Source organism: Streptomyces sp. NPDC093801 (assembly GCF_040701585.1).
In the GTDB taxonomy this organism is placed as follows: domain Bacteria; phylum Actinomycetota; class Actinomycetes; order Streptomycetales; family Streptomycetaceae; genus Streptomyces.
Genome location: NZ_JBFBDP010000009.1, coordinates 219,256 through 231,385, shown reverse-complemented (window position 1 = coordinate 231,385; position 12,130 = coordinate 219,256). Strand labels below are relative to the sequence as shown.

General features: G+C 74.8%; 16 protein-coding genes and 2 tRNA genes. 11 read left to right on the top strand and 7 right to left on the bottom strand.

Annotated features, from left to right (window positions below; all coding sequences use genetic code 11):
• Window positions 1–159 precede the first annotated feature (159 nt).
• A complete protein-coding gene (locus AB0469_RS12900) occupies window positions 160–759 on the top strand; it encodes a hypothetical protein (protein ID WP_366451363.1) in 600 nt (199 codons plus the stop codon).
• 113 nt (window positions 760–872) lie between these two features.
• Here AB0469_RS12900 and AB0469_RS12895 read toward each other — a convergent pair whose 3' ends face one another.
• Genes AB0469_RS12895 through AB0469_RS12885 form a run of 3 tightly spaced genes read right to left on the bottom strand, consistent with a single transcriptional unit; the run spans window position 873 to window position 2,824 of the window.
• Entirely contained in the window at window positions 873–1,382 is a 510-nt protein-coding gene (locus AB0469_RS12895) for a pyridoxamine 5'-phosphate oxidase family protein (RefSeq protein WP_366451362.1), read from the bottom strand.
• Between the two features lie 36 nt (window positions 1,383–1,418).
• Window positions 1,419–2,159: a VWA domain-containing protein gene (locus AB0469_RS12890; RefSeq protein WP_366451361.1), complete on the bottom strand. Its 741-nt coding sequence runs from the start codon at window positions 2,157–2,159 to the stop codon at window positions 1,419–1,421.
• Window positions 2,156–2,824: a PadR family transcriptional regulator gene (locus AB0469_RS12885; protein WP_366451429.1), complete on the bottom strand. Its 669-nt coding sequence runs from the start codon at window positions 2,822–2,824 to the stop codon at window positions 2,156–2,158. The genes AB0469_RS12890 and AB0469_RS12885 overlap by 4 nt, the downstream gene beginning before the upstream one ends.
• Before the next feature lie 108 nt (window positions 2,825–2,932).
• Here AB0469_RS12885 and AB0469_RS12880 point away from each other — a divergent pair, with 108 nt between their 5' ends.
• Together AB0469_RS12880 and AB0469_RS12875 are read left to right on the top strand one after the other, a co-directional pair.
• Window positions 2,933–3,661, top strand: coding sequence for a glucose 1-dehydrogenase (locus AB0469_RS12880; RefSeq protein WP_366451360.1), 729 nt, complete (start codon window positions 2,933–2,935; stop codon window positions 3,659–3,661).
• The gene (locus tag AB0469_RS12875; protein WP_366451428.1) at window positions 3,658–4,617 is read left to right on the top strand and encodes an alpha/beta hydrolase; all 960 of its coding nucleotides are present in this window, start codon (window positions 3,658–3,660) and stop codon (window positions 4,615–4,617) included. The genes AB0469_RS12880 and AB0469_RS12875 overlap by 4 nt, the downstream gene beginning before the upstream one ends.
• Here AB0469_RS12875 and AB0469_RS12870 read toward each other — a convergent pair.
• A tRNA-Ser gene (locus AB0469_RS12870) sits at window positions 4,580–4,653 on the bottom strand. The two genes, AB0469_RS12875 and AB0469_RS12870, sit on opposite strands and share 38 nt — an antisense overlap.
• Window positions 4,654–4,717: 64 nt before the next feature.
• Window positions 4,718–4,792 (bottom strand) — tRNA-Ala (locus tag AB0469_RS12865).
• Window positions 4,793–4,856: 64 nt separating this feature from the next.
• Between AB0469_RS12865 and AB0469_RS12860 the strand changes: the two genes are divergently transcribed.
• Genes AB0469_RS12860 through AB0469_RS12845 form a run of 4 tightly spaced genes read left to right on the top strand, consistent with a single transcriptional unit; the run spans window position 4,857 to window position 6,745 of the window.
• Window positions 4,857–5,213 (top strand): hypothetical protein, encoded by a 357-nt coding sequence (locus AB0469_RS12860; RefSeq protein ID WP_366451359.1) that lies wholly within the window; start codon window positions 4,857–4,859, stop codon window positions 5,211–5,213.
• Window positions 5,214–5,255: 42 nt separating this feature from the next.
• Entirely contained in the window at window positions 5,256–5,612 is a 357-nt protein-coding gene (locus AB0469_RS12855) for a hypothetical protein (RefSeq protein ID WP_366451358.1), read from the top strand.
• Complete coding sequence (locus AB0469_RS12850) at window positions 5,599–5,979, top strand: hypothetical protein (protein ID WP_366451357.1); 381 nt, start codon at window positions 5,599–5,601, stop codon at window positions 5,977–5,979. The genes AB0469_RS12855 and AB0469_RS12850 overlap by 14 nt, the downstream gene beginning before the upstream one ends.
• 40 nt (window positions 5,980–6,019) lie before the next feature.
• A complete protein-coding gene (locus tag AB0469_RS12845) occupies window positions 6,020–6,745 on the top strand; it encodes a class I SAM-dependent methyltransferase (protein WP_366451356.1) in 726 nt (241 codons plus the stop codon).
• Here the strand turns inward: AB0469_RS12845 and AB0469_RS12840 are convergent.
• Both AB0469_RS12840 and AB0469_RS12835 read right to left on the bottom strand, forming a co-directional pair.
• A complete protein-coding gene (locus tag AB0469_RS12840) occupies window positions 6,712–7,740 on the bottom strand; it encodes an acyl-CoA dehydrogenase family protein (protein WP_366451355.1) in 1,029 nt (342 codons plus the stop codon). The genes AB0469_RS12845 and AB0469_RS12840 overlap by 34 nt on opposite strands.
• Window positions 7,740–8,885 carry an acyl-CoA dehydrogenase family protein gene (locus tag AB0469_RS12835; RefSeq protein WP_366451354.1) on the bottom strand — a complete coding sequence of 382 codons (1,146 nt, stop codon included), beginning with the start codon at window positions 8,883–8,885 and terminating at the stop codon, window positions 7,740–7,742. The genes AB0469_RS12840 and AB0469_RS12835 overlap by 1 nt, the downstream gene beginning before the upstream one ends.
• Before the next feature lie 74 nt (window positions 8,886–8,959).
• Here AB0469_RS12835 and AB0469_RS12830 point away from each other — a divergent pair, with 74 nt between their 5' ends.
• From AB0469_RS12830 to AB0469_RS12815, 4 genes are all read left to right on the top strand, one after another.
• Window positions 8,960–9,766 (top strand): SDR family oxidoreductase, encoded by an 807-nt coding sequence (locus AB0469_RS12830; protein ID WP_366451353.1) that lies wholly within the window; start codon window positions 8,960–8,962, stop codon window positions 9,764–9,766.
• A gap of 78 nt (window positions 9,767–9,844) precedes the next feature.
• Window positions 9,845–10,432 (top strand): TetR/AcrR family transcriptional regulator, encoded by a 588-nt coding sequence (locus AB0469_RS12825; protein ID WP_366451427.1) that lies wholly within the window; start codon window positions 9,845–9,847, stop codon window positions 10,430–10,432.
• Window positions 10,433–10,466: 34 nt separating this feature from the next.
• Window positions 10,467–11,624 carry an acetyl-CoA C-acetyltransferase gene (locus AB0469_RS12820; protein ID WP_366451352.1) on the top strand — a complete coding sequence of 386 codons (1,158 nt, stop codon included), beginning with the start codon at window positions 10,467–10,469 and terminating at the stop codon, window positions 11,622–11,624.
• Window positions 11,625–11,885: 261 nt separating this feature from the next.
• On the top strand, window positions 11,886–12,089 hold the full coding sequence (locus tag AB0469_RS12815; RefSeq protein WP_362146252.1) for a cold-shock protein: 204 nt from the start codon (window positions 11,886–11,888) through the stop codon (window positions 12,087–12,089).
• Window positions 12,090–12,130: the final 41 nt, after the last annotated feature.

Below are 12,130 nucleotides of genomic sequence, written 5' to 3'. Positions count from 1 at the left end.
CCGCCGCCGCGTCCCGGCTGCCAGCATCAGAAGTGGTTCCGGCCCTGCCCGTTGGGAGTCCCGATGCGTCGATTGCACCTGCCCGCAGCCGCGTTCCTGTCCCTTTCCGCTCTCGTCCTCGCAGGATGCTCAGGCACGGGAGCGGGGGCGGACATCGGGGTGGGGGCGTCCCGTTCCAAGGCCCCCGCGTCCGCGTCCGCGTCCGCTTCCCCTTCGCCCTCACCGTCCGCCCCCGGCCCCTCGGGCGTCATTCCCCCGGATGCCCCCGCCCTCCCGTGCACCGCGACCAAGGGCCTGGACTCCTCCGCCCTGGCCGACTACCTCAAGGGCCTCAAGAGCAGCGACCGCAGCGACTCCCGGGCCCTGTTCATGGTGGACGACGGGGTGTACCTCCGGCTGGTGAAGACCCAGCCTCCCTGCGAGGCGGTGCCGGTCAGGCTCGGCTTCTTCCGCGTGGACATGAGCCGCTCGGCCGACTCGGCCGGCTACACGTTCACCTACGCCCCGATCCGTACGCTCACCATCGCCGTGGGCCCGCGGGACGGCAAGGCCGACGGCAGTGTCCCCCCGGCGCCCTCGGGCTGCGGCGGCGTGCTGTCCGTCTCCTACGTGGGGCGGGACCTCGTCGAGAGCGACCTCCCGCACAGCCTGCGGCTTCCGGGCAAGGACTCCACGCTGGACTGGGTGCTGGCCGACGTGGAGCGCGACGGCGTCCTGGACGCCGTGTTCAAGCCCCCGGCCGGCTTCCGGGACTGCTGACCCGCCGGACGGGACCCGGCCGGCCCGGCGGGGCGGTGCACCGTGGGGGTGCGCACCGCCCCGCCGGGCACCGGGTACGGGCACCGTCGCCCGCAGGCCCGGCGGAACCCTGGTCAGCCGGCGGGGACCTCGCGGGCCGGCTCGTCGTCGTTGCCCCGGCGCAGGACGTGCAGTCCGCGCGCCGGGGTCCAGCTGCGGACGACCAGCTCCTCGCCGTCGACGGCGGTGTGGACCACCTCGGTCAGGTCGGCGTGGAAGAGGTGGAAGGGGTGCGGGGTGTCCTTCTCCTCCGCGTACCGGTGCAGCTCGGGCGGGTCCACGATCTCCACCGCCCGCCCGGAGATCCGCACGTCCCCGTCGGGCATGGTGTCGCCGGGCCCCGGGTTGGTGTGCAGGGCGAAGCGCGGGTCGCGCTGGAGGTCGCGGGCCTTCATCGAGCCCGCCATCATGCCCAGCCACAGCTCGCCGCCGCGGAACTCCACGTTCAGCCCGGTCACCCGGGGGGAGCCGTCCTTGCGCAGGGTGGCCAGGACGTGGTGCGGGAACTGCGCGAAGCGGGCCTGCACGGCCCCCGCGAAATCCGGTTCCGCCTTCTCGAACGCCGCCCAGTTGTTCATCGTCATACGCCCATCAAAGCGCGCGCCCCGGGCGGCGGCCGGTCAGGCGCGCACGACGCCCGCCCGGCGCGCCGCCGCCAGCCAGGCCGGGAACTCGCCGACGAGGCGGTCGTACAGTTCGGCGTCCGGTACCGCCCTCGGGTCGTCGCCCGCGTGGAAGTAGCCCGCGTTGTCCACCACCCGCTTCTCGGGCACGGGCAGCTCGTCCAGGCGTCGCAGGAAGTCGAACTGGCTGCTGCGCGTGTTGCCGAAGCCGACGAACTGCCAGAACAGGGGGAGCCGGGCCGCCTTGCACAGGTGGCGTTCCGCCGCGGTCTTGTCCACGGGGCCGCCGTCCGTCTGGAAGACGACCAGGGCCGGGTCGGGGGAGCCGGAGTCCAGGTAGTGGTCGATCACCGCGTCCATGGCCAGGTGGTAGGCGGTCTTCCCCATGTGGCCCAGGCCGGCGGCGATCTCCGTGACCCGGCCCTCGTGGCCGGAGAGGGAGACCTCCTCGATCGCGTCGACCCCGGTGGAGAAGAAGACGACGGGGACGCGGCCGTCGGCGTCCAGGTGCGCCGACAGGCCGAGGACGCGGTCCGCGAGGGCCTGCACGCTGCCGTCCCGGTAGTAGGGGCGCATGGAACCGGAGTAGTCCAGGACCAGGTAGACCGAGGCGCGGCCGCCGTCCAGGCCGTGCCTGCGGAGGGAGACCCCGGCGCTCTTGTACAGGTTGACGAGGGCGGGGGCGGCCGCCTCGACCTTGCGGAGGTCGATCGCGCTGCGGCCCGCGGCGGCGGTCACGGGGTGCGGTCCGTTCCGGAGGGGCCGGTGGGGCGGGAGGGGCCGGTGGCGCCGGCGGGTCCGGGTGCGCCCAGGGTCTCGATGTCCTCCAGCATGGCCGCCGCCAGGTCGCGCTCGGAGGCGTAGTACCGCTCGGCCCACTTGAGGGTGAGGGTGGGGTAGGCCCAGGCCTCCTCCTCCTGCGCGGCCGCCACGTCCGCTTCCGCGCCGCGCCGCATGCCCTCGGCGAACTCCTTTTGCTGAAGCAGGAGTTCGCGCATCTGCTCCGGCTCCAGCAGATGCCCCAGCCACAGCCGCAGCATCGGCCCGTGCTTGAGCACCGGCGGGTCGACGGGCGTCTCGCGCGCCCAGCGGCGTACGGCGTCCATGCCCTCGCCGGTGATCCGGTACACCCGCTTGTCGCGGGTGCCGGAGTCCTGGGCGACCATCCGGGAGGAGGCGTAGCCGGCCTTCTCCAGGCGCTTGAGCTCGCTGTAGATCTGGCTGAAGGAGGGGCTCCAGTAGAAGAAGCGCAGCGACCAGTCCGACCACTTCTTCAGGTCGTAGCCGGAGAGTTCCTCACCGAAGGAGAGCAGCCCGAGCACGGCCCAGCTGGTCGCGGGGAGCGCACGCCGGGCCGTCGCGCCGCGGGTCTCTTCTGCCGTCTCGTCTGCCACGCAGCGCAGTCTACGACCGGTTGCCGCGGCGCCCTTCCGCCCCGATGGTCATGACTGCTAGAAATATTTCTCTTAGGCATGAGCTCGCTCAACTCCGGCCGTTCGTATGGAGGAAGCGTGATCTCGCTGGACGGGAAGGTCGTCGTCATCACCGGCGCCGGGCGCGGCCAGGGCGCCGAAGAGGCCCGGATGTGCGCGGGGGCGGGGGCGCGGGTCGTCGTCACGGACGTCCGGGAGGAGGAGGGCAGGGCGGTCGCCGCGGAACTGGGCGGCCGGGGCCTGTTCGTCCGGCACGACGTGGCCGACGCCGACGGCTGGGCCGGGGTGGTGCGGGCCGCCGTGGCCGTCTTCGGGACGGTGTCGGCGCTGGTCAACAACGCCGCCCTGTGGCGCACCGCGCACATCGAGGAGCAGAGCCCGGAGGGCTTCGAGGAACTGCTGCGGGTCAACCTGCTGGGGCCGTTCCTCGGGATCCGTGCGGTGGCGCCCGTGCTGCGCGCGGGCGGGGGCGGCGCGATCGTCAACGTCTCCTCCACCGCCGGACTGGTCGGCGTCCCCGGCCACGCGGCGTACGGGTCCGCGAAGTCGGGCCTGCGCGGGCTGACCCGCGCGGCGGCGCTGGACCTGGCCGGGGACGGGATCCGGGTCAACTCGGTGCACCCGGGCGCCGTCGACACGCCGATGGTGGCCGGGGCGGTCGAGGGGCGGGACTGGTCGCACGTGCCGTTGGGGCGGATGGGGCGGCCGGGGGAAGTGGGGGAACTGGTCCTCTTCCTGTGCTCGGACGCCGCCTCGTACGTGACGGGCGCGGAGTTCGTGGTCGACGGGGGGATGACGGCGCGATGAGCGGGGCTTTCGCGGAGGGGGACCCGCTGTCGCCGGAGGCGCGGCGGCTGTGCGACGCGATGGCGGCGTCCTTCCCGGGTCCGGGAGACGTGGCGGCCCTGAGGGCGGCGGCCGCCGCCGGGGCGGACCGGCCGGGTGCGCCGTGGCCGCAGACGGCCCGGGTCCGGGACGCCGTGGCCTCCGGTGTCCCGGTACGGGTCTACGACCCCGCGCCGGGGGAGCGGGGGCGGGTGCTCGTCGTCCACCTCCACGGCGGGGGCTGGGTGATGTGCGGGCTGGACACCCACGACGCCCTGTGCCGCGGGCTGGCCGGGGCCTCGGGGGCGGTGGTCGTCTCGGCCGGCTACCGGCTGGCCCCGGAGCACCCCTGGCCGGCGGCGGCCGACGACGCGCTGGCGGTGCTGCTGTGGGCGCGGGCCGAGGCGGGCCGGCTGGGCTGCGACCCGGGGCGACTGGTGGTGGCGGGGGACTCCAGCGGGGGCAACCTGGCGGCCGTCACCGCGCTGCGGGCGCCGGAACTGCTCGCCGGCCAGCTGCTGGTCTACCCCCCGCTGGACGCCTCGATGGGCTCCGGGTCGGTGGCGGCGTACGGGCGGGGGTACTTCCACACCGCCGCGCACATGGCCTGGTACTGGGACCGGTACGGCGGCGACCCCGCGCACCCGCACGTCTCGCCGCTGCGGGCACCGGACCTGTCCGGGCTGCCGCGCACGCTGATCGTCCTCGCCGACTGCGACCTGCTGCGGGACGAGGGACTGGCCTACGCGCGCCGGCTGGGTGCGGCGGGGGTGGACTGCGAGGTCCGGCTCCACCCGGGGGTCTTCCACGGCTTCCTCGGCCTGCCGCTGCCGGCCGCGGCGGCGGCCCGCGCGGGGGCGGCGGCCTGGCTGGCCGCCACGGGGCGGCGGGACCGGGGGGACGGGGCGGCCGGATTCGAACCGGCGTCCTCCTCCTGAGCAGGGAAGCGCAACGACCTCTGTGCTACGGCCCCGTCCTTGCCGGAGAGCGTAACCGCCGGCCGGGCGGGGCCGGGTCGGCGGGAGTGATGAGGGGGGGGGCGGGGTGGCCGGATTCGAACCGGCGTCCTCCTCCATGCTGTGTAGGCGCACTGCCTCTGTGCTACGACCCCGCCCTTGTGTTCGATCATAACGGGGCCGGGGGCGGGGCCGCACCGGGATATCGGCATGATGTGTCCATGCCTGGATTCCTCCTGCGCAACGTCCTGCTCCTCGCCGTGGAGTTCGGGGCCGCCCTGCTGCTGCGCGACCCCGGGACGCCCTGGATCCCCGTCCTGCTGGCGGTGTTCGTGGCCGGCTCGGCCGTGCCGCACGGCACCGACGCGGAGTTCGCGGCCCGCTTCCTCGTCGCGCTCACCGCGGTCGGCGTCGCCCGGGTCGGGGCCGCGGCCTGGGACGGGCACGGCGTCGCGGCCCCGGCGGCGCTCGGGCTGTTGCTGCTGCTCCAGACGGCGGCCCTGCTACGGCTCTCGCGGCGCGGCCGGGGTCGCGGCCGCGCCCGCCGCCGTCCCCCGCCCCGCCGCGTCCGCCGCTGAATCCGCTGGCCCGCCGCCCCCGCCCCGCCTAGGGTCGCCCGTATGTCCAGCACCCCTCCGCCCACCACCACCCTCTGGCGCCCCACCGGTCCCGTCGAGCTCGACCTGGTCCGCGCCCTCGACTGGCGCGCCTGGCCGCCCCGGCTGCCCGAGCAGCCGATCTTCTACCCGGTGCTGAACGAGGACTACGCGGTCCGGATCGCCCGCGACTGGAACGTCAGGCACGACGGGGCGGGATTCGTCACCCGCTTCGAGGTGGACTCGGCCTTCCTGGAGCGCTACCCGGTCCAGCGGGCGGGCGGCGAGACGATCCTGGAGCTGTGGGTCCCGGCGGAGGAACTGGCTGAGTTCAACGCCCACATCGTCGGGCGGATCGAGGTGGTGCGTGAGTTCCGCTGAGGAGGTCGTGTACGCCTCGCCCTGCCCCTCCTGCCCCGCCGCCGCGGAGGTCACCGCCGGGCTGGCCTGGACCGGGGGGAGGCTGGAGTGGGGGTCCGAGCAGCACTGCCCGGCCTGCGGCGCGGGATTCCCGGACTGCGGCCGGGGCGAGCCGCCGGCCGCCCTGCGCGGCAGGCTCCTCGCCGAACACGGGCCCAGCCGCCTGGAGTTCCCCCGAGCCGGAGCCGCCGTGATGAAGGTGCTCCGCGCCGAGCTGGGGCTCTCGCTCGCCGAGGTGCGGCGGGTCGTCCGGGAGGGGTACGAGGCCACCGGACCCGAGGTCGCGAAGCTCGCCGAGGCGCTGCGCCGCGCGGGACCGGCGGGATAAGCGGTCGTCAAGGGGTGCCGGGGCGGCGAAGAATGGTGGCATGACGACTCGTGCCCGGTCCTTCGATGCCGCCGCCGCCCTCTACCACGCCTCCCGGCCCGGCTATCCCGAGGCGCTGTTCGACGCCGTCGAGGAGCTCGCCGGGATACCGCTGCGCGGGGCCCGGGTGGCCGACGCGGGGGCCGGGACCGGCATCGCCAGCGCCCTGCTGCACGCCCGCGGGGCGCGGGTGCTCGCCGTGGAGCCCGGCGACGGCATGGCCGCCGAGTTCCGCCGCGCGCACCCCGCGATCCCGATCGTGCGCGGCGACGGCGACCGCCTCCCCCTCGCCACCGGCGCCTTCGACCTCCTCACCTACGCCCAGGCCTGGCACTGGACCGACCCGGCCCGCTCCGTCCCCGAGGCCCGCCGCGTCCTGCGCCCCGGCGGGGCCCTCGCGCTGTGGTGGAACGACCTGGACCCGACCGTCCCCTGGATCGCCGAGCAGGATGAGCGGATCGCGGAGCTCTTCGGGGCCCCCGCCGGGCCCCAGCCGCGCCGGACCCCGGACGGCCTGGACCTCACCACCCGCGAGGTCCGCTGGTCGCGCCGGATCCCGCTCGACGCGCACCTGTCCAACCTCGCCAGCCACTCCGCCTTCCTCCTCCTCGGCGAGCCCGGGACCCGGGAGTTCGTCGACGCCGAGCGGGCCCGGCTGCGGGCCCGCTTCCCCGGCGGGACGGTCGAGGAGTCCTACGTGGTCACCCTGTGCGTGGCCGTCGTCTGAGACAGGCCGCGCACGACCTCCGCCCGGCACTGCGACGGGCCGCCCCAGGCGTCGCGCAGCGGCCGGGCCCGGCGCAGCCACAGCGAAAGGTCCAGCTCCTCCGTGTAGCCGACCGCGCCGTGCAGCTGGAGGGCGGTGCGGGCGGCCGCGTACGCCGCCCCGCCGGCGGTCAGCTTCGCCGCCGCGACGTCCCCGTCCGCCAGGGACAGCGCCGCCGCCCACAGCAGCGGCCGGGCGAACTCCAGGTCCAGCAGGGTGTCCGCCAGCCGGTGCTTGACGGCCTGGAAGCTGCCGATCGGCGCCCCGAACTGGGTGCGCTGCTTCGCGTACTCCACCGTGCGGGCCAGCAGTTCCTCGCCGACGCCCAGGCACTGGGCCGCCGTCAGCAGCCTCGCCCACCGCGCGGCCGTCGCGGCGGCGGCCAGGACGGCCGGGCCGGCCGCCAGCAGCTCCCCGCCCGCCGCCGGGACGCCGAGCCCGCGCGCCGGGTCCAGCGAGGGCAGCCGCTCCCCGGCGCCCGGCGCCAGCCGCAGCCCACCCCCCGAAGGCCCGGCGGACACCGTGAAGCAGTACGCCGCCGCGTCCGGGTCCAGCGCGTACGGGGAGCCGCCCGGCAGGGTCAGGGTGGCCAGGGCCCCACCCGCGACCAGCCCGGGGAGGAACCGTTTCGCCGGCCCCTCGTCCCCGAGCCGCGCCAGCTCCCCCAGCAGCACCACCGCCGCGACCGTCTCCACCGCCGGCCCCGCCACCCCCGCCCGCCCCAGCTCCACGAACCCGAGCGCCAGCTCCACCGGAAGCGGCCCCAGCCCCTCGTACGCCTCCGGTGCGGCCAGAGCGCACAGGCCCGTGTCCGCGAGCCGGGACCACAGGGCCAGCCCGGGCCCGTGGTCCCCGGCCGCCCAGGCCCGTACGGTCGCCGGGACCTCGGCCGCGCCCAGCAGGGAGCGCAGGGTGCGGGCGAAGTCGGACTGTTCACCGGTCGGCAGGAAGCGCATCAGCGGCGGCCCTTCGGGAGGCCGAGCAGCCGCTCGGCGATGATGTCGCGCTGGATCTCGTTCGTCCCCGCGTAGATCGGCCCGGCCAGCGAGAACAGCCACGGCTCGGCCCACGGCCCGTCGGCCAGCTCGGCGTCCGGGCCCAGCAGGTCCAGGGCCGTCTCGTGCAGGGCGATGTCGTACTGCGACCAGAACACCTTGTTCAGGCTGGACTCGGCGCCGATCCGCCCGCCCGCCGCGAAGCGGGTGGCGCCGGCCCAGGTGAACAGCTCGTAGGCGCGCGCCCCGACCACCGCGTCCGCGACCCGGTCGCGCAGCGCCGTGTCCGCGGGGTCCCCCTGCTCCCGCCACAGGCCGGCCAGCCGGCCGGCGGCGGCCAGGAAGCGGCCGGGGGAGCGCAGGGTCAGCCCGCGCTCGTTCCCGGTGGTCGACATCGCGATCCGCCAGCCCTGCCCCGGCTCCCCGATCACGTCCTCGTCGGGGACGAAGACCCCGTCCAGGAAGAGCTCCGCGAAGGCCGGCTTGCCGTCGAGGCGCCCGACGGGCCGCACGGTCACGCCCGGCGCGCGCAGGTCGAACATCAGGTACGTCAGCCCCTGGTGGGGCTTGGCGGCCCCCGGGTCCGTACGGAAGATGCCGAAGGCCCGGTCGGCGAAGGCGGCCCGCGAGGACCAGGTCTTCTGCCCCGACAGCAGCCAGCCGCCCGCGGTGCGCACCGCCCGCGACCTCAGCGAGGCCAGGTCGGAGCCCGCCTCCGGCTCCGACCAGGCCTGCGCCCAGATCACCTCGCCGCTCGCCATGGGCGGCAGCACCCGCGCCCGCTGCTCGGGCGTGGCGTGGTCGAAGAGGGTGGGGGCCAGCAGGCTGATGCCGTTCTGCGAGACCCGGCCGGGCGCGCCCGCCGCCCAGTACTCCTCCTCGAACACCAGCCACCGCTCGATGTCCGCGCCCCGGCCCCCGTACTCCTCGGGCCAGGACACCGCCGACCAGCGGTCCGCGTGCAGCCGCGCCTCCCACTCCCGGTGCGCCGCGAAGCCCTCCCGGGTTTCCAGCGAGGGCAGCGGGCGGTCCGGCACGTGCTCGCGCAGCCAGGCCCGGGCCTCGGCCCGGAAGGCCGCCACCTCGGGGGAGTGGTCGAGGTCCATCAGCCGTTCGCCTCCTTCGGGGCGGCGCCGCCGCACGCTTCCCTAACAAGTGTTTGGTAGGTTAACGTACGGCCATGAGCAGCGTCGAGGAGTCCCGCAACGAGGCGCCCGCGTACGTCCCCGCCCACGGCCTGCTGCGCGGCCGCAGCGCCGTGATCACGGCCGCCGCCGGGGCCGGGATCGGCGGCGCCACCGCCCGCCGCTTCCTGGAGGAGGGGGCCCGCGTGCTGATCGGCGACGCCCACGCCCGCCGCCTGAAGGAGACCGAGGCCGCCCTCGCCGCCGAGTTCGGCGCGGACCGGGTCGCCTCCCTGCCCTGCGACGTCACCGACGAGGAGCAGGTCCGGGCCCTCTTCGCGCACGCCGAGCGGCTCCACGGCGGCCTCGACGCCGTCGTCAACAACGCCGGACTCGGCGGTACCGCCGACCTCGTCGACATGACCGACGCGCAGTGGACCCGCGTCCTCGACGTCACCCTGAACGGCACCTTCCGCTGCACCCGCGCCGCCCTGCGCGCCTTCAAGGACTCCGGTCGCGCGGGCGTCGTCGTCAACAACGCCTCCGTCATCGGCTGGCGCGCCCAGACCGGCCAGGCCCACTACGCCGCCGCCAAGGCCGGGGTGATGGCCCTGACCCGCTGCGCGGCACTGGAGGCCGCCGCGTTCGGCGTACGGGTCAACGCGGTCGCCCCGAGCCTCGCCATGCACCCGCACCTGGTGAAGGTCACCAGCGAGGAGCTGCTGGCCGAGCTCACCGCCCGCGAGGCCTTCGGCCGGTACGCCGAGCCGTGGGAGGTCGCCAACGTCATCGTCTTCCTGGCCAGCGGCTACTCGTCCTACATGACGGGCGAGACGGTCTCCGTCAGCAGCCAGCACCCGTAGGCCCAGAATGGGCCCGTGCCAACGAACCAGCCGAACGCCGGGCCGGCCGCCCGGCCGGCCGCGAAGAAGAAGCCGCAGGTGACCCCCTCGCCCGAGCGGCGCCGGGAACTCCTCGACACCGCCGCCGAGGTCTTCGCCGCCCAGGGCTACAACGCCACCACCGTCCGCAAGATCGCCGACGCCGCCGGGATGCTCGCCGGCAGCCTCTACTACCACTTCGACTCCAAGGAGTCGATGCTCGACGAGATCCTCTCGGCCTTCCTGAACGAGCTGTGGGACGGGTACGACACCGTCCTCGCGGCGGGCCTCGGCCCCCGGGAGACCATCGAGGCCCTCGTCACCGAGTCCTTCCGTGAGATCGACCGGCACCGCGCCGCCGTCGCGATCTACCAGAAGGAGGCCCGCACCCTCTCCGCCCAGCCCCGCTTCCACTACCTCTCCGACTCGCAGGTGAAGTTCGAGAAGGCATGGCTGGGGACGCTGGAGCGGGGGGTCGCCGCCAAGGTCTTCCGCGCCGACCTCGACATCCGCCTCACCTACCGCTTCGTCCGCGACACGGTGTGGGTCGCGGCGTCCTGGTACCGGCCGGGCGGACAGCACAGCCCCGAGGAGATCGCCCGCCAGTACCTGTCGATGGTGCTCGACGGGATCGCCGTACGCCCCTAGAAACAGCAGCCAGCAGCCAGCAGAGGAGCCCCCGATGCCCGAGGCCTACATAGTCGACGCCGTGCGCACCCCCGTCGGGCGCCGCGGCGGCGGCCTGTCCCGGGTCCACCCCGCCGACCTGGGGGCGCACGTCCTCAGGGCGCTCGTCGAGCGGACCGGGGTCGACCCTGCCGCCGTGGAGGACGTGGTCTTCGGCTGCCTCGACACGGTCGGCCCGCAGGCGGGCGACATCGCGCGGACCGCCTGGCTGGCCGCCGGGCTGCCCGAGGAGGTCCCCGGCGTCACCGTCGACCGGCAGTGCGGCTCCTCCCAGCAGGCCGTGCACTTCGCCGCCCAGGGTGTGCTCTCCGGCACCCAGGACCTGGTCGTCGCGGGCGGCACCCAGAACATGTCGATGATCCCCATCGCCTTCGCCTCCCGGCAGGCGGCCGAGCCCCTGGGCCTCACCGAGGGCCCCTACGCGGGCTCGGCCGGCTGGCGCGCCCGGTACGGGGACGCCCCCGTCAACCAGTTCCACGGCGCGCAGCTCATTGCCGAGAAGTGGGGGATCTCCCGCCGGGACATGGAGGAGTTCGCCCTCACCTCCCACCGGCGGGCGGTCCGCGCGATCGACGAGGGCCGCTTCGGCCGCGAGACCGTCCCCTACGGGGAAGTCGCGGTCGACGAGGGGCCGCGCCGGGACACCAGCCTGGAGAAGATGGCCGGGCTGAAGCCGGTCGTGGAGGGCGGCACCATCACGGCGGCCGTCTCCTCGCAGGTCTCCGACGGCGCCGCGGCGATGCTGATCGCCTCCGAGCGGGCGGTCGCCGAGCACGGCCTCACGCCCCGCGCCCGGATCCACCACCTGTCGGTGCGCGGCGAGGACCCGATCCGGATGCTGTCGGCCCCCATCCCCGCCACCGCCCACGCGCTGAAGAAGACGGGCCTGACCCTGGACGCCATCGACCTGGTCGAGATCAACGAGGCCTTCGCCCCGGTGGTGCTGGCCTGGCTCAAGGAGACGGGCGCCGACCCCGCCCGGGTGAACGTCAACGGCGGCGCGATCGCCCTGGGCCACCCCCTGGGGGCGACCGGCGTGAAGCTGATGACCACGCTCCTGCACGAGCTGGAGCGCACCGGCGGCCGCTACGGCCTCCAGACCATGTGCGAAGGCGGCGGCCAGGCCAACGTCACGATCATCGAGCGCCTCTGACCCGGGCGCGGACGGACGCGGGGCGGGGCCGCCCGGACAGGGCCCCGCCCCCGCTGCGGTCACGGCACCAGGCAGGGCTCTCCGATCGCTGCCATCCGCGCATGGAAGCAAGATCCCGTCGGGGTGTGCTAACTTGGTGGCGTTGCAGTTGTGGTACCCATGAACTTTATGTGCGCCTGACGGGATTGCTCCGCAGGCGCTTTTATTGTTTTTGCCGGATTCTCCCGGATGGGGCCCTTGCCGCCTATTCAGGAGATTCAAATGGCACTTGGCACCGTGAAGTGGTTCAACTCGGAAAAGGGCTTCGGCTTCATCGAGCAGGACGGCGGCGGCCCGGACGTCTTCGCCCACTACTCGAACATCGCCATGCAGGGCTTCCGTGAGCTCCAGGAGGGCCAGCGCGTGTCCTTCGACGTGACGCAGGGCCAGAAGGGCCCCCAGGCGGAGAACATCGTCCCCGCCTAAGTTCCTCAGCATGCCGGGGTCCGCACCGCGAGGTGCGGGCC